The 17140-nt window shown below is 35.7% G+C and carries 15 protein-coding genes; 9 read left to right on the top strand and 6 right to left on the bottom strand.

The genetic code is table 11. The features are described 5' to 3' along the window. The first annotated feature begins 36 nt into the window (after nucleotides 1–36). The 3 genes from lptC (at nucleotide 37) to Q0L65_RS10555 (ending at nucleotide 3049) form a co-directional block, all read left to right on the top strand. A complete protein-coding gene (gene lptC / locus Q0L65_RS10565) occupies nucleotides 37–591 on the top strand; it encodes an LPS export ABC transporter periplasmic protein LptC (protein WP_296686127.1) in 555 nt (184 codons plus the stop codon). Nucleotides 592–601: 10 nt separating this feature from the next. After that, a complete protein-coding gene (locus Q0L65_RS10560; protein WP_296686126.1) occupies nucleotides 602–799 on the top strand; it encodes a hypothetical protein in 198 nt (65 codons plus the stop codon). A 153-nt stretch (nucleotides 800–952) separates the two neighbouring features. Then, nucleotides 953–3049: a peptidylprolyl isomerase gene (locus Q0L65_RS10555; protein WP_296686123.1), complete on the top strand. Its 2097-nt coding sequence runs from the start codon at nucleotides 953–955 to the stop codon at nucleotides 3047–3049. Between the two features lie 109 nt (nucleotides 3050–3158). On the opposite strand, the gene Q0L65_RS10550 is transcribed toward Q0L65_RS10555, so the two are convergent. Beyond that, nucleotides 3159–3503, bottom strand: a complete 345-nt coding sequence (locus Q0L65_RS10550) for a helix-turn-helix domain-containing protein (protein ID WP_296686121.1) — start codon at nucleotides 3501–3503, stop codon at nucleotides 3159–3161. A gap of 104 nt (nucleotides 3504–3607) precedes the next feature. Between Q0L65_RS10550 and Q0L65_RS10545 the strand changes: the two genes are divergently transcribed. Both Q0L65_RS10545 and Q0L65_RS10540 read left to right on the top strand, forming a co-directional pair. Continuing rightward, on the top strand, nucleotides 3608–4426 hold the full coding sequence (locus Q0L65_RS10545) for an alpha/beta hydrolase (RefSeq protein WP_296686119.1): 819 nt from the start codon (nucleotides 3608–3610) through the stop codon (nucleotides 4424–4426). 6 nt (nucleotides 4427–4432) lie between these two features. Continuing rightward, complete coding sequence (locus tag Q0L65_RS10540) at nucleotides 4433–5131, top strand: hypothetical protein (RefSeq protein WP_296686118.1); 699 nt, start codon at nucleotides 4433–4435, stop codon at nucleotides 5129–5131. Nucleotides 5132–5141: 10 nt separating this feature from the next. On the opposite strand, the gene Q0L65_RS10535 is transcribed toward Q0L65_RS10540, so the two are convergent. Both Q0L65_RS10535 and Q0L65_RS10530 read right to left on the bottom strand, forming a co-directional pair. Continuing rightward, a complete protein-coding gene (locus Q0L65_RS10535; protein ID WP_296686116.1) occupies nucleotides 5142–6053 on the bottom strand; it encodes a GYDIA family GHMP kinase in 912 nt (303 codons plus the stop codon). Nucleotides 6054–6058: 5 nt separating this feature from the next. Further along, a complete protein-coding gene (locus tag Q0L65_RS10530; protein ID WP_296686115.1) occupies nucleotides 6059–7375 on the bottom strand; it encodes a hydroxymethylglutaryl-CoA reductase, degradative in 1317 nt (438 codons plus the stop codon). 177 nt (nucleotides 7376–7552) lie between these two features. On the opposite strand from Q0L65_RS10530, the gene Q0L65_RS10525 reads away from it, so the two are divergent. Genes Q0L65_RS10525 through Q0L65_RS10510 form a run of 4 tightly spaced genes read left to right on the top strand, consistent with a single transcriptional unit; the run spans nucleotide 7553 to nucleotide 13425 of the window. Then, on the top strand, nucleotides 7553–9724 hold the full coding sequence (locus tag Q0L65_RS10525; RefSeq protein WP_296686113.1) for a S9 family peptidase: 2172 nt from the start codon (nucleotides 7553–7555) through the stop codon (nucleotides 9722–9724). Between the two features lie 35 nt (nucleotides 9725–9759). Beyond that, nucleotides 9760–11454: a peptide MFS transporter gene (locus Q0L65_RS10520; RefSeq protein WP_296686111.1), complete on the top strand. Its 1695-nt coding sequence runs from the start codon at nucleotides 9760–9762 to the stop codon at nucleotides 11452–11454. Continuing rightward, nucleotides 11441–12928, top strand: a complete 1488-nt coding sequence (locus tag Q0L65_RS10515; RefSeq protein WP_296686109.1) for a peptide MFS transporter — start codon at nucleotides 11441–11443, stop codon at nucleotides 12926–12928. The genes Q0L65_RS10520 and Q0L65_RS10515 overlap by 14 nt, the downstream gene beginning before the upstream one ends. A 35-nt stretch (nucleotides 12929–12963) precedes the next feature. Next, complete coding sequence (locus tag Q0L65_RS10510; RefSeq protein WP_296686107.1) at nucleotides 12964–13425, top strand: thioredoxin family protein; 462 nt, start codon at nucleotides 12964–12966, stop codon at nucleotides 13423–13425. 5 nt (nucleotides 13426–13430) lie between these two features. Here Q0L65_RS10510 and Q0L65_RS10505 read toward each other — a convergent pair whose 3' ends face one another. From Q0L65_RS10505 to Q0L65_RS10495, 3 genes are all read right to left on the bottom strand, one after another. Further along, complete coding sequence (locus Q0L65_RS10505) at nucleotides 13431–15467, bottom strand: ComEC/Rec2 family competence protein (protein ID WP_296686106.1); 2037 nt, start codon at nucleotides 15465–15467, stop codon at nucleotides 13431–13433. A 96-nt stretch (nucleotides 15468–15563) separates the two neighbouring features. Next, nucleotides 15564–16676, bottom strand: coding sequence for a lipid-A-disaccharide synthase (gene lpxB / locus Q0L65_RS10500; RefSeq protein WP_296686104.1), 1113 nt, complete (start codon nucleotides 16674–16676; stop codon nucleotides 15564–15566). A 27-nt stretch (nucleotides 16677–16703) separates the two neighbouring features. Then, complete coding sequence (locus Q0L65_RS10495) at nucleotides 16704–16979, bottom strand: hypothetical protein (RefSeq protein WP_296686103.1); 276 nt, start codon at nucleotides 16977–16979, stop codon at nucleotides 16704–16706. Between the last annotated feature and the right edge of the window lie 161 nt (nucleotides 16980–17140).

Below are 17140 nucleotides of genomic sequence, written 5' to 3'. Positions count from 1 at the left end.
AAAGCGCTTAGTCTTGTATTTCTATTAAATTTGAGTATGATTTTTTTTAAAAAAAATAGCGTAATTTATTTAGTTGCGATTGTATTTGCAATGGTAGCTGTTGGTTGCGAAAGTAATTTTAAAGAAATTCAAAAAGATAATTTTTCTGATTTTATCCCTAGCAGCGATGCGGACGAAGTAAATTTAAAATATACCGATTCGGGGCGAATTACAGGGATCTTGATAAGTAAAAAAATGTTGGACTACGCTGTGGTAGATTTTCCGTTTACCGAATTTCCAAAAGGGATTCATGTTACGTTATATGACAAAAACGCAAAAAAAACCGTGGTTACGTCTAATTACGCAGTCACTTACAAACAAACAGGAATTATTGATTTGCAGGGCAAAGTAAAAATCGTTTCTGAAGACGGTCAGATATTAGAAACACAGCAACTGTATTACGATCAAAACAACGCTTGGTTTTTTACCGAGAGAAAATTTAAATTCACTTCTCCGAAAGGCGTTTCAAATGGTCAAGGAATTGATTTTAGTAAAGATTTTAAAGTAATAAATTCACAACGATTAACGGGCGAAGTAGATTCTGCCGATTAAATAAAAAAATATGAACTATCTTAAATACACTCCTTATTTATACCTTGTTTTAGGAATTTATCTTGTTGTAGATTCTATTTTACAATGGAATGATCTAGCTGAAAATTCGGGACTAACTTTAGTTTTTGCTGGATTAGCCTTTTTTTTGTTTGCATTTAGAAGACGATATGCCAAACGATTTGAAGCCCGTAAAAACAATAAAAAATAAGTAGGAAACAGAATAGAAATAGTGAAAATAGCGCTAAGAGATTGATTTTTTTTAGAAATTCAAAAAAACTTTCAAAATAAACCGCTACTAGTATAATTATTAATTAGATAATTGTATTTTCGCAAACTGAATATAAAATTAATTACAATAAAAATGGCAGTTTTAGCAAAAATTAGAAACCGTTCTGCATTATTAATAGGTGCGATTGCACTAGCTTTATTTGCGTTTATCATACAAGATCTTATCGGTAAAGGTGGATTGGGTCAAGACACAAAAGATGTGGGAACTATTAATGATAAAGATATTTCTTTTGAAGACTTTAGAGTTAAAGTAAGTAATGTTGAAAAAAGTGGTCAAGGAATTACGGCTACTCAAGCAGCAAACCAAGTTTGGGACCAAGAAGTTTTAATCGCTTTATTAACCTCTGAGTTTGAAAAATTAGGGTTGAGAGTAGGAGAAAAACACTTAGTTGAAGTTTTGAAAGCAGATCAAAATATTGGAAGCAATCCATTGTTTTTAAATGCTGCTGGATTATTCGATTTGGCCAAATTCAAAGAATATTTTAAAGCTAATCCTGAGCAAGCACAGTTTTTACAAGAAAGAGAAAAATCAGCGGAGTTGAATGCTAAATTTCAAATCTACAACACTTTGGTAAAATCAGGATTGTATACTACTGAAGCGGAAGGAAAATTGAAATATGAAATGGAAGCCAACAAAGTGAACTTTGCTTATGTTGCTGGATTATATTCTACTATCAAAGACAGTCAAGTAAAAGTGACGGATGCTGAGATTGTAGATTTCATGAAGAAAAACGAGAAAAAATACAAAGCAGACGAATCAAGAGAAATCGAGTACGTTCTAATTGAAGACAAAGCGTCTAAAGAAGATGAAGCGGATGTGAAAGCAAAAATTACAGCTTTATTATCAGGTAGTGTAGTGTATAATGCAAAAACAGCTAAGAATGATACTGTACCTGGTTTTAGAACAGCTGCTAACGCGATTGACTTTGTAAATTCAAATTCGGATGTACCTTACGATTCATCTTATGTAGCTAAAAAAGATTTGCCAGCAGTTGATGCAGACCAATTATTCAACTTAGCTCCAGGAGCCGTTTACGGTCCATATAAATTTGGAAATTACTACTGTATTTCTAAATCTTTTGGTAAAAGAGCTGGAGTAAATGCCAAAGCAAGTCATATCTTAATTAGTTATGAAGGAACTCAAGTACCAAACAAAAGAGAGAAAAGAACTAAAGAACAAGCTTTGGCAAAAGCACAAGCTATCTTAGCACAAGTAAATGCCAATCCAGATAGTTTCATGATGTTAGCGTTTTCTAACTCAGATGATTCTTCTGCACAACAAGGTGGTGATTTAGGTTATTTTGGTCCAAACGCAATGGTAAAACCATTCAATGATTTCGTTTTTGGAAATGCGATTGGAAAAGTGGGTCTAGTAGAAACTCCTTTTGGATTCCACATCATCAGAGTTACTGACAAACAAGATGGTATTCGTTTAGCTACTGTGGCTCAAAAAATCGAACCATCAGAAGCTACTTCAGATAAAGTATTTACTCAAGCGACTCAGTTTGAAATGGATGCTGCAAATAAAGATTTTGCTAAATTGGCAAAAGACATGAAATTGACAGTTGCTGCGCCAGTTACAGTAACAGGAATGGAAGAAAACTTTGCTTCTTTGGGAAATCAAAGAGCTATTGTAAGATGGGCTTTTGAAGAGGATGCTAAAGTAGGTTCAATCAAACGATTTGAGTTGGCTAATATTGGTCACGTAATTGCGAGAGTAAAATCAATCGATAATTCAGGTTTAGTTCCTGTTTCTCAAGCAAGAGCCTATGTGGAGCCAATTCTTAAAAACAAGAAAAAAGCAGAGTTGATTAAAGCTAAAATGACAGGATCTTCTCTTGAGGCAATTGCAAAATCAGCGGGATCTAAAGTAGAGCAAGCAACTAACCTTACTATGGAAAATCCAGTATTAGGATTAGTAGGTGCTGAACCAAAAGTAGTAGGAACAGCTTTTGCTTTGGCTGCTAATAAAGTGTCTGCGCCTATCGAAGGAGTAACTGGAGTATATGTAGTAAAAAACAACAGTACTGTAAAAGCACCAGCTTTGAAAAACCACGCAGCTTATGTGGCTAAATTAAAACAACAAACTGCAGGCGATGCAGGTAGGATTCTTCCTGCTTTGAAAGCCAACGCTACTATTGAAGACAATAGAAGCAAGTTCAATTACTAAGCAGTAGCAATATATTTATAAAAAAAAACCAAGACATTGTCTTGGTTTTTTTTTGGTTTAAACTGAAGTGTAAGTCCTTTAACTTTGGTGCCTCTTAAATTTTGATGTGTTATTTAATTATTTCTGACACAATCTTTTTAGCCTCAGTTGAATTTCCCCAACTGGCAATTTCGTGTAGTACTGGCATCAAACTTTTTCCAGAATCAGATAAAGAGTATTCTATTTTAGCAGCATCTTCTTTGGATTCTTTTCGTTCAATCAAACCAAGTGCTTCGAGTTCTTTTAATTCATTAGATAATACCTTATTCGAAATAGCAGGCATTAATTGGTTTAATTTGCCAAATCGTAAAGAGCTTTCGCCAATGCAATTCAAAATAATTGGTTTCCATTTTCCTCCAAAAATAGACATGGCTCGAGTAACTGGGCAATCAAAAGGGTTTTCAATGTATCTCATAAAATTGTGGTAACCTCTAGGTTACTGGTATTTGAGTTGTTGGTTACAAATATACACTAAGAGGGTGTAAGTTTGTAGAAAATAAATTTTGTAAAAAGAAAAAGATGAAGAAAATAGTTGTGGTCGTATTTGTTTATATCATTTTTTGTGGAGCACTTTGGTCTCAAAAACTTCCATATGGTAACAATTCACAAGCAGGGCATTATGTGCAAGCCAATGATGCCAAATTATATTATGAGATATATGGTAGTGGACAGCCTATTGTATTATTGCATGGTGGAATAATGGGATCCATTGACGAAATGACTGATTTTATTGATAATTTGAAATCGTCTTATCAAGTCATTGCTATGGCTACTCGAGGACATGGAAAATCAGAAATAGGTACAGCACCCATTACGTATGACTTAAAAGCGGCTGATGTAATGGCTGTAATTAACGTAGTGACCAAAGAACCCGTTACTATTTTAGGATTCAGTGACGGAGCTTATACCGCTTATAAGCTGGCGAGCAGTTATCCTAAAAAGGTCAAAAAAATGGTCGCGATTGGTGCTGGGGAACAAATTCCCGGTTTACGACAAGTGGTTTTTTCAGGGGAAGCATTTGATTTGAAGAATGATTTTTGGCAAAAGAGAATAGCTTTGATGCCAGAGCCTCAAAAATTAGAGGCATTTTGGCAAAAAATGGCTCGTTTTTACAATACAATGATAGCGAGTAAAGAACTGTTCTCTACAATTCAATGTCCTGTTTTAGTAGTCGCTGGGGAGCTGGATAGGAATGCTCCTTTACCAACGATTATTAATGCTTACAATATGATTCCTAATAGTCAGTTAGCGATTATCCCCAATACGGGTCATGTGGTTTTTATGGAGAACTTTCCAGCAGTTTGGGCAAGTATAGCTCCCTTTTTAAATCAAAAATAAATTTATATGATACAAAAAATATTTTTATTCGGCTTGATAATGGTTTTTTCAGGAGCATTGGCTCAAAAAATTACTTGGAATCAGATGGAAATGGAATCAGTCAATTCCAAAGCGAAAATTGTACAAATGGGCGGAGTTCCTGTTTTACAAGTAGAACGCGATTTACTTGCTTCTCCGTTTGATAGTACTAATGTGGAAGCTTCGGTAGATGGTCCAACGTATGTTAAAATTGCTAATTTGGAAATGGAAAATGGGATAATTGAAGTTAAAGTCCTTAGCCAAATCATGAAGAATTCGCCATTTCCAGCTGCACGCGGATTTATTGGGCTTGGCTATCGAATTGCTTCAGATAATAAAAACTTTGAAGGAATATATCTTCGTCCGAGTAACGGTAGAGCTGATGATCAGTTACGACGCAATCATAGCGTGCAATATTTTTCCTATCCAGGATATACTTTTAGCCGACTCCGAAAAGAAGCTAACGGCGTATATGAAACCTATGCCGACATTGGCTTGAACGAATGGATTACTATGCGTGTTGAAATTGAAGGCGAAAAAGCGGTGTTGTATATTAATAATCAAAAAACGCCTTCTTTTTTAGTGCAAAAAATGCTTGGAACTTCTAAAAACGGAAGCGTTGCTCTTTGGGTAGAAATAGGTACTATCGGTTATTTTAAAGATTTGAAAGTGATTAAGAAATCGTAGTTTTTAAAAATCACAATATCATTTCTGAATACGGAATCACCGTTTCATATCCTTTGGCAACAAAATACGGTTTTGGATTTTCTTTTGAAACTGCCAAAACAAAATCGCCTCCCCAAGCGCCTAAACTTTTTAAAGTGCCGTCAAAGTCTGGGAATAAAGTGTCTTTTACCGTTTCTGTTTTTAAAAGCGCACTTAACATGGTTTCGTGTTGGTGTAGTAATTGAGCAAACTCTTCTAGAGTAGCAGCTGCAATAGTGTCTTGTGTTAGCTCATTAATCGTAGCAATGTAGCTTGATAATTGGGAAGTTTTGTTGGAATGATATTCTGCTATGGCCGATTTACTATTGCGCTTTTGGTTCAAATACACAAAATAGAGGTTTTGACTAAATTCAGGCTCGAAAACTACTTGCTCCACCTTGGGTTTCCCATTTGCAATAGAATAGGTAATAGGGTTGTTGTTTTGCGCACAAGCGATATCATAGCCGCTGCCACCAAAACTTTTATGTAGCAATTCAAAGGCGTCTATTTGAAACCATTGTGCTATATTATTAATCAAGGTGGACGAAGTTCCTAATCCCCAATTTCTAGGAAAACTCAATTGTGTAGTTATGCTAAGACCTCCTGAATTAGAAAATACATCGGGATTCATTGCGTTAGCCACTTGCAAAATTTTGATGAGTGTGGCTTTTACTGATTCGGGAGTAATGTTGTTGTTTTGAATTTCTTCAAACGAGAGAGTATCTTCAAACCAAACGCTTCCATCAGCATCATAACTTTTCCAATGAATAGCACCTGTATTTGCATCTTTCACAATGAGATTTTGCCCCATTTTAGTGGGTAAAGCCAATCCTTTGGCGCCATCCAAAACGAGGTATTCTCCTGTGATTAATAATTTACCGTTACTGTAGAAAGTCTGTTGCATTTCAATTAGTTTCTCAATTGGGTCATCAAATCGACTACCGCGCTATGGGAAACGGTTTGGTGTTTGAAGTGTTTTCGTACTGCGATACGCTCGTCTTCTGTTGCGTCAAATTGATTCAAAATATTATTCAAGTGCATTTTCATGTGTCCGTCTTGTATTCCTGTTGTAGTTAACGAACGCAGGGCAGCAAAATTTTGGGCTAAGCCCGCTACCGCTACAATTTGCATTAACTCTTGAGCAGAAGGTTTTTCGAGCATTTCCAAAGATAATTTTACCAATGGATGCAAAGAGGTCAATCCGCCTACGGTACCTAAAGCCAATGGAATTTCCATCCAAAAGCTAAAAACGCCATTTTCTATTTTGGCATGCGATAAACTAGAATACTGTCCGTTGCGAGACGCATACGCATGAACACCCGCTTCGATGGCTCTAAAGTCATTTCCGGTTGCCAATACTACTGCATCAACTCCATTCATAATGCCTTTGTTGTGCGTTACGGCACGGAAAGGTTCTACCTCGGCAATGCGAACGGCTTGCACAAATTTCTCAGCAAACTCTTGCGGATTCGGGATGTGTTTCTCTTCTAAGTCGGCAATCGGGCAGGAAACTTCGGCACGAACTATGCAATTGGGAACGTAATTAGACAAAATGCTCATCACAATTTGAATGTCTTTTTCGGTTTCCGAAAACAATTCGTATTGGCTTGCTTTTTCTTTCAATGTTTTGGCAAATTGCTCCAAACACGAATTAATGAAATTGGCACCCATACTATCCTTGGTCTCAAAACTCACATGAAGTTGAAAATAGTTTGGAATTAAATCGGTTTTGTCTTTTAAAACAATATCTAGGATTCCACCGCCACGGGCTTGCATATTTTTGGTAATGCTCGCGGTTTCTGTAAATAAATCGGCTTTGATTTCAGCAAAAAAAGTATGTAATTTTTCTGCTTCCCCTTGGAAAACGAAATGTACCTGACCAATTTTCTCAGTGTCAATTACTCGGGTGGTAAATCCGCCACGAGTAGACCAGAATTTAGCGGCTTTGGACGCCGCAGCCACTACCGAACTTTCTTCGATAGCCATCGGAATGGTTTTGTATTTTCCGTTGATGAGAAAATTAGGTGCTACTCCCAAAGGAATGTAGAAATTAGAAATCGTATTTTCGATGAATTCGTCGTGTAGTTTTTGGATTTTTTCATCTGAATTCCAATAGTTTTTCAATAATTGAATTGCATGTTCTGGAGTTGAAAAATAGGTTTGGGCAATCCAGGCTATTTTTTCTTCTTTGGATAATTTAGAAAATCCGCTTACGGCTTGGTTCATTCTCAATTGATTATAGTAATTTCCCCGCAAAGATACACTTTTCGAGCTTTTCTTTAGTAACTCATTCTGCTCAATAAATGATAGGTTTGTTTTTGGGTTTAACATTTAACAACTCAAATGTGAAATAATTGCAAATTTTTCACTAAAATTGGGGTCTGTTATAACCAAATTTAAACTATGAAATTAAACCTATCTTTTGTTCTGTATTTTGTATTCACAATTGCAGTTTTTGGACAACAAAAAATTACTGTTGAAGAAATTTATTCGGGTGCTTTTAGAGCCAAAGGAATGGACGAATTGCAGTCTATGAAAAATACCAACCAATATACAGTATTGAATTATGATGCTGCTTCACGAAGCATGCAAATTGATTTGTTTGACTTTGCTACCTTGAAAAAAGTCAATACACTGATTGATACAAAAAGTCATTCTGTTTTGGCTGAAGGAATTGATAGTTATACTTTTTCTCCAGATGAAAAGTTAGTTTTGATTGCCAATAATTCAAATCAAATCTACCGACATTCATTTACTGCCGATTATTATTTGTACGATACCGCTACTAAAAACGTATCTAAATTATTTGATTTCCAATTACAAGAACCTACTTTTTCGCCAGATGGCAAAAAGATAGCCTTTGCTAGAGAAAACAATTTATATGTGTACGATATTGCAAGTAAACAAACTACTGCCATCACTACCGATGGGAAAAAGAATAGCGTAATTAATGGAATTACCGACTGGGTGTATGAAGAAGAGTTTGCTTTTGTTCGTGCGTTTGATTGGAGCAAAGACAGTAAAAAAGTAGCGTATATTCGTTTTGACGAAAGTCAGGTTCCTGAATTCTCGATGTCTATTTTCAAAAAGGATTTGTACCCAACGGTAGAAACCTTTAAATATCCAAAAGCAGGGGAGAAAAATTCAGAAGTGTCTTTGCATATTTATGATGTGGCTTCAAAAGGAACTCAAAAAGTAAATTTATCTCAATATGCTGATTTCTACATTGCTAGAATGCAATGGACGAATGAAGCGAATGTGCTTTCGGCTCAGGTGTTGAACCGTCATCAAGATAATTTGGATTTGTTGTTCATCGATGGAAATTCAGGAGCTGCCAAAGTGGTTTTGAATGAAAAAGACAAAGCCTATGTAGATGTAACGGACAACTTAACGTTCCTGAAAGACAATAGCTTTATCTGGACCAGCGAAAAAGACGGTTTCAATCATATTTACTTGTATGATAAAACGGGAAAATTAAAAAACCAAGTGACTAAAGGCAATTGGGAAGTAACTAATTATTATGGTTTTGACGAAAAAACCAATACTGTTTTTTACCAATCTGTAGAGAATGGGTCGATTAATAGAGACGTCTACAGCATCAACTTGAACGGTAAAAACAAAATGCGTTTGTCTAAAACTACAGGAACTAACGCGGCGACTTTCAGTCCGAATTTCCAGTATTTTATCAATACTTTCTCTAGTGCTACACAGCCTACAACTTACACTTTGAATGAAGCCAAAACAGGAGCGCAAGTCCAAGTGATTGAGAAGAACGAAGCTTTGGCAACGAAATTAAAAGGATATAATTTATCGGCTAAAGAATTCTTTGTGTTAAAAACAGCTAAAGGAAATGAATTGAATGCGTGGATTTTAAAACCAAAAGATTTTGACCCAACCAAAAAATATCCGGTTTTTATGTACCAATATTCAGGGCCTGGTTCACAACAAGTGAATAACGATTGGAATTCAAATGATGATTATTGGTTCCAAATGTTAGCACAACAAGGCTATATTGTGGCTTGTGTTGACGGACGTGGAACAGGATTTAAAGGTGCTGCCTTCAAAAAAGTAACGCAAAAAGAATTGGGTAAATACGAAGTGGAAGATCAAATCGATGCAGCCAAAGTAATTGGAAATTATCCGTATGTAGATAAAAATAGAATTGGGATTTGGGGTTGGAGTTTTGGAGGATTCATGGCGTCGAATTGTATTATGAAAGGCAATGATGTGTTCAAAATGGCTATTGCGGTGGCTCCAGTAACTAACTGGCGTTTTTACGATAGTATTTACACCGAACGTTATATGCAAACGCCTCAAGAAAATGCAAGTGGTTATGACGAAAATTCGCCAATCAACCATGTAACTAAATTGAAAGGAAAGTTCTTGTTGATTCACGGTTCAGGTGATGACAACGTACACGTTCAAAATTCAATGCAAATGATGGAAGCCTTGATTCAAGCCAACAAACAATTTGATTCTCAAATTTACCCGGATAAAAACCATGGTATTTATGGTGGCAAAACCAGAATTCAGTTGTTTACTAAAATGACTAATTTTATCAAAGAAAATTTATAATAACTAACCAATAATTACAACCAAAAAATAGATTTATGACAGCAACTCAATCGAAAACAGCGCATCCAAAAGGACTTTGGGTATTGTTTGGAACAGAAATGTGGGAACGATTCAATTTCTACGGAATGCGAACTTTATTAGTACTGTTTCTTGTGAATTCATTAGTAATGAAAGAAGAAGATGCGTCCTTAATTTATGGAGGTTTCTTAGGGCTTTGTTATTTAACTCCAATGTTAGGAGGATTTATTGCCGATCGTTTTTTAGGCAATAGAAATTGTATTATGTTGGGTGGATTGATAATGGCGATTGGACAGTTATTGTTATTTACTAGTGCGAGTGTTTTTGGTGAAAATTTACCTTTAGCCACTACGATTATGTACAGTGGTTTGGGAGCTATTATTTTTGGTAATGGATTCTTCAAACCTAATATTTCTTCTATGGTGGGAAGTTTGTATCCAAAACAAGAAAAAAATAAATTGGATACAGCCTTTACTATTTTCTACATGGGAATTAACATTGGGGCTTTCTTAGGTCAATCCATTTGTCCCTTGTTAGGAGATGTGAAAGATGCGGGTGGTATTAGAGATATTCATGCTTTCAAATGGGGATTTCTTGCCGCTTCGATAGCGATGGTATTAGGGACTATTTTGTTCTACTTTTTGAAAAACAAATATGTTGTTTCTCCAGAAGGAAAACCATTAGGCGGATTGCCTTCTAAAAATGAATCCTCAGATTATGAAGAAGGAGAAGCGCAAAAAGCCGTTTTTACTCCAACAGCTTTAGCGGTAGCAGTAGCTTGTTTTGTGGGATTGTTTTTGTTATTTCATTTCTCTGTTGATGGGGATAATGTGGTAAAAACCATTATTTATCCAATCATCTACGCCAGCGGTATTACTTTAGCAGGATTAATTTTATCAGATAGTTCATTGACCAAAATAGAAAGAGACCGAATTCTAGTAATTTATATTGTGTCGTTTTTTATTATTTTCTTTTGGGCCGCCTTTGAACAAGCAGGTTCTTCGTTAACGTTTATTGCTGATAACCAAACCGACAGAACTTTTATGTTTGGTTGGCAAATGCCGGCTTCGATGGTGCAAATCTTTAACGGACTTTTCGTTGTTCTTTTGGCAGTACCGTTCAGTATGTTATGGGACAGATTAAGAGCCAAAGATAAAGAGCCTATTTCTCCATTTAAATTGGCGTTAGGCTTATTCTTAATTACAGTGAGTTTCTTTATGATTGCTAATCAAGTTAAAGGTTTAGGGACTTCTGGCTTATTAGCGGTTAAATGGTTGATTTTATTGTATTTTTTAAATACTTGTGCTGAGTTGTGCTTGTCGCCAATTGGTCTGTCATTAGTAGGTAAATTATCGCCAAAACGTTTTGCCTCTTTATTATATGGTGTTTTCTTTTTGTCGAATGCTTCAGGATATGCATTAGGAGGAACTTTAGGATCTATCTTGCCAGCAACAGGTGATAAATTTGATAAAGCAAAAACATTAGGGATTGATTTGCAGTCTGTTTTAGATAAAAAAATCACGCCAACAGCTGAACAATTGAAGTTATTAGCCGATAATCAAATTAGCGATCATAACCCTGTTTTTGCAGGTTTTGAAATTCACAATCTATTTGAATTCTTTATGGTGTTCGTAGTGTTGACAGGAATTGCTTCATTGATATTATTTGCCTTGACGCCTTTCTTGAAAAAAATGATGCATGGTATCCGATAATTTAACCTTAGAAAAAATTCAAAACTTTGAAGGCAAATACCCCAAGCAATTGTGGTATTTGTTTTTAGTAGAAATGTGGGAACGTTTCTGTTTTTATGGAATGCGTGGGGTTTTGACTTATTTTATGGTCGACCAATTGTTGTTAAAAGACGAAGCGGCAAATTTACAATACGGAGCTATTCAAGCTTTTGTCTATGCGTTCACCTTTATCGGAGGGATTTTTGCTGATAAAATTTTAGGGTTCAAAAAATCCCTGTTGTTTGGTGGCATAGTTATGATTTTAGGCAATCTATTAATCGCTCTTTCACCAGCAACTTTGTTTTATTATGGAATCGCATTTTCTATAATTGGGACTGGGTTTTTTAAGCCCAATATTTCATCTATGGTGGGTGAATTGTATCATGAAAATGACAACAGACGCGATGCCGGTTACGGAATGTTCTACGCTGGAATTAACGTGGGCGGACTTTTAGGAGGGGCGCTGTGTATTTATTTAGGGAAATATTATTCTTGGCAATGGTGTTTTTTATCGGCGGCTATTGTGATGTTTTTAGGTTTGATTACATTTTTGTTGACCAAAAAACAGTTGGGCCCTATTGGAGATTCCCCGTTATTGAATTTAGCGTCCAATAAAAGAAAAGTCAGAGAAATTGCAGTGTATGTAGGTTCGTTGTTGAGTATTCCATTGATATTTTTAATGGTAAAAAACACGGATTATACGGATTACTTTATGTACACAATAGGGGTACTGGCAATTTTATATTTTGTAATAGAAACAGTAAATGTGAAGAATATCGCTTTGCAAAAAAAATTAATTGCGGCGTTCTTATTCATCTTTTTTTACTTTTTATTCAATGCGATTTATGAGCAAAGCGGTGGTTCATTGTCCCTTTTTGCAAAAGACAATCTGAATGATAGTTTGCTATTCTTTCATATCGACCCTAATGTAGTCAACAACAGTTCCAATACTTTTTTTGTGATTGTATTGAGTCCACTAATTGGGTTGCTATGGTTGTGGTTAGGGAAGAGAAAAATAGAACCCAATACAATTGTGAAATTTGGCATCGGATTTTTATTCCTTGGTGCTTCGTTTTATATCTTTTACCTCACCCGATTTTTTGCTAATGTGAAAGGAATTGCCTCTTTGAACGTGTTTACCTTTGCTTATTTGGTAACTACTGTTGGCGAATTGTGTTTAGGACCTATTGGGATGTCAATTATTACTAAGCTTTCGCCAAAACGCCTCTTCGGAATGATGATGGGGTTGTGGTTTTTGGCTAGCGCATTTGGTCAATTAGCCGCTGGGAAATTAGGTGCTGCTATGTCCAATTCAGACACAGGAAATACATTAGTGTCTAAATTACAATCGTACACCGAAGGCTATTATCAATTGGCCATTTATTCGATTATTGCAGGTGTATTTTTAATTGTGATTACACCTTTGATAAAAAAATTAATGCAGGAAGTGAAATAAATCACTAATTTTGATTTCATAAAAAATACAACAAAATGAAAAAAATAATTATCACCTTAGTATTTGTTTTAGGTTCAATTTCTCTACAAGCACAAGAATTGTATTGGGAAACCAATGTAAATAAAGCGATTGAAGTTTCTAAGAAAACTAAAAAGCCATTGTTGTTGTTTTTTACTGGAAGTGACTGGTGTGGTTGGTGTATTCGTTTGCAAAAAGAAGTTTTGAGAACACCAGAATTTGCTACTTGGGCAAAAGATAATGTGGTTTTGGTCGAATTGGATTACCCAAGAAGTAAACCACAAACGAACGAAATCAAACAACAAAACGGTCAGTTGCAACAAATTTTTGGTATTCAAGGATATCCAACAGTATTTTTTAGCAATGTACAAGAATCAGCTGGGAAAATTAATTTCCAAGCGTTGGGTAATACAGGGTATGTGGCTGGTGGACCTAAAGCTTGGTTGGCAGTTGCTGATGGAATTTTGAAGAAAAAATAACTGTTTTAACGCAGGATATAGAATCCCTTTTCACTAGTCGAGTGAAAAGGGATTTTTTCTTTTTCACAACTGGCTTTCCAAAGTTTCTGCAAGGTTTTGTAATTGGACGCATCGGCGACAATTTCTTTAGGTTGACTTATTTGAATGAGTCGTTCTAAATTAATTTTAGGTGATTGAGTGAGTACGATGATATCGGGATGCTGCTGTTTTGGATACACGCCTGTGCTATCTAAAATTAAAATACGCTTTCCATTGAAGAAAATGTTGTTTTTTAATTCTTTGGCTGCAGCCAAATGACTAAAATTGCCTACAAGATAGGCATTCAGTGTGTTGTTTTTTGCACCGACTTTTTGGAGGCTATCATTTGCGTAAAGCGTAACGGATTTTCCGTTGCGTTCGGCCATCAAAGTGTTTTTATTGGAATTAAAAACTACCCATTCTTGTTGGTTTTCTATCGTCCATTCGTTCCATAAAAAAGCAATTTGTACTACAATAACCGATACTAATACAGCAACCAAACGTTGAAATTGCGGTTTCTTAAACCAAAGAATGCCACTGAAAACTACCGCATAACTACTCAAAAGGAAGGCTAGCGTAAACGGAATGTCTTTAATAATGAATTGTTCCGCATTCGCGATGGTATGGATGATTTTGTCCACTACAAACAAACTCCATTCCAATGCTTTAGATAAGAAAAAAGGACATTGGTCAAAAAAGGCTAATACCATCACTAACACGCCCAATCCCATTATGAATCCTGTTAAAGGAATGATGACCAAATTAGTTATAAAAAATAATCCTGGAAACTGATGAAAATAATACAAACTCAAAGGGAGTGTTCCCATTTGTGCGGCAAAAGAAACGCTAAGAATGTCCCAAATGTATTTTGAAATTTTGTTTTTGGGCTCCCAAAGGCTTGATAATAGAGGGTGAAACCACAAGATAAAAAACAACGCCAAATAACTGAGTTGAAATCCTACATCAAATAGAAAAGCGGGTTGTACCAATAAAATCAGTAAAATAGAGACCAATAAAGTGTGGTAAATATTCACGCTTCGGCGAAGGTGTTGTCCAATGGCTACAAACGAAAACATGGTTACAGAACGCACCACTGAAGGCGCTAATCCTGCCAATATTCCAAACAGCCAAAGCGAATACAAAATGACAATCAATTTCAGCAATGAACCTTTTCGGTTGTTAGGGACAGGCTTAAGAACGAAGGTGACAAACAATAAAATGAAACCAATGTGCAAGCCTGAAACGGATAAAATATGGACTGCTCCCGCATATTGATAGTCTTGGATAATTTCAGGGTCAATGTCTTGTTGCTGACCTAGCAGTAAAGCAACAGCTACATTCAGTTCTGTGGAGTGAAAACCATCTTTTTTTAAATTATTTATGATAGTATTCCGAATTTGGGCAGCATAATACCAACTATCTTTTTCAATCAGAGAACTTACTTTGATGTCAGTGGCATCAGCATACAACTGTCCATAAATTTGTTTGTTCGTTAGGTATTTCCCATAATCAAATTGGTTGGGGTTTTTCGGACTACTGTTGGGATACAAACTGCCTTGGATTTGGAGTCGATTGCCAATAACAAAAACATGATGCAAACTGTCTTTTCTGATGTTGAGTAGCAATTTTCCAGAACATTGGGTTTTGTCTATTTGGCTTACCAAAGCCACATACCGCTGATTAGAATTACTACTTTTTAATTTTTCGTTGAGTACTAACGTAAAAGTGTGTTGTTGCTCAAAAACGTTTTGAATTTGGGTGTAATGATTTTTTTGATAGGAATCAGTATGAATGGTTTGGGTACTTACACCAATGACAAAAGCTAGTCCGTAAACAGTCAGGCCAAAATAACGAAGACGATGTGGTTTTTTGGTACACCAGAAATAAACACCACCCAATAATAGGGTAGCCAAAAATAGAGAGGCGAACACAAGATTGGGACTAGGTTGTGCATAATAGGCAAATACAATACCTACAATAAAAACCAATGTAACTCTTGCTAGGGGGAATTGCAAAACTTTCATGTTACTAAAATACAAAAAATTAAAAGCGAACTATATAAAAATTAAAAAAGCTTCCAACTTTAAAAGGCTGGAAGCTTTTTAATAATACTTCTTAAACTATTTCAAATTCGCCACTATCAACTGTGCTGTTTTTTGACTCGCGCCAATACCGCCTAGTTTTTTTTCTAAATGGTCGTATTGAGTTAAAAGTTGAGTGCGGTGCTCTCCTTTTAAAATTTTAGCTAATTCCTCTTTGATACGTTCCGTGGTGCAGTCGTCTTGAATTAATTCCGTTACGACTTCTTTATCCATAATGAGGTTCACTAACGAAATGTATTTCAAGGTAATGATGCGCTTGGCAATTTGGTACGAAGCCCAACTTCCTTTGTAGCATACCACTTCGGGAACTTTAAAAAGAGCCGTTTCTAATGTAGCCGTTCCAGAAGTTACCAAAGCAGCTGTGGCGATTTGCAGTAACGAGTAGGTTTTATTCGAAATGAATTTGATGTTGGAGTTGGTAATGAACTTTTTGTAAAAAGAAAATTCTTGGCTTGGCGCACCCGCAATCACAAATTGGTAGTCTGTAAAATCATTGGCTACACTTAACATCACGGAGAGCATTTTGGTAATTTCTTGTTTTCGGCTACCTGGTAAAATCGCAATAATGGGTTGATTGTTTAACTGGTTTTCTTTTCTAAAAATAGCAGTATCAATTGGTGGTTGGTTGTGGATGGCATCAATCAAAGGATGTCCCACAAAGTGGACAGGGTAGTGGTGTTTGTTTTCGTAAAACTCTTTTTCAAAAGGCAAAATCACATACATCTGATCCACATCGCGCTTGATGTCGGTGATTCTATTTTCTTTCCAAGCCCAAATTTGAGGCGAAATGTAATAGTGGGTTTTGATATTCATGGTTTTTGCCCATTTAGCAATACGCAAGTTAAATCCGGGATAATCAATAAAAACGATTACATCAGGTTGGAACTCCAAAATGTCTTTTTTGGCAATTTTAATGTTGTTTAAAATGGTTTTTAAATTGAATAGGACTTCAATAAATCCCATGAAAGCGAGTTCTTTGTAATGTTTTACCAAAGTTCCGCCAACAGCTTGCATCAAATCGCCTCCCCAAAAACGAATCTTGGCTTTCGGGTCTTCGTGGTATAAGGCTTTCATTAAATTGGCTCCGTGTAAATCGCCCGAAGCTTCTCCAGCTATAATGTAGTATTTCATCTTTTTTATTGCGTATTTTTCTGAAAGTTATACAAACAAAGTAATAATGGTGAGAACTATCACTGCTAAAATTACACCGCGTGCCATGAACTCTTTATCTGATTTTAGTAAAGCCCAAAAAACGATTAAATCCAACACAGTTCCTAAAGTGATAATCTTGCCTAATTTACCATCAGCCTGTACTAATTCGATTCCAGTAACAAAGGTGTAATCAGTGAATAAACGAATGAATAAAAAACAACCTAAAAGAGAAGTAATTAATCCAATAACGAATCCAAAGAGTATGTCGGTTTTGTTTTTCAAGAGAGTGTCGAATAAGCGTGATTAATTAGACTTTGGTAAAAATAATAAACAAAGAAAAACAAAAAATACCAACTTCAACTATTTAATCTTTGCCAAAAAGAACAATTTTATATCTTTAACAAAAAATTATGTCATCCTTATAATTGTTGGTATTATTTTTA

Origin of the sequence: Flavobacterium sp. (assembly GCF_024642105.1) — a bacterium.
GTDB lineage: Bacteria > Bacteroidota > Bacteroidia > Flavobacteriales > Flavobacteriaceae > Flavobacterium.
The sequence above is the reverse complement of the archived record's forward strand: the minus strand, read 5'-3'. Positions and strand labels throughout refer to the sequence as shown.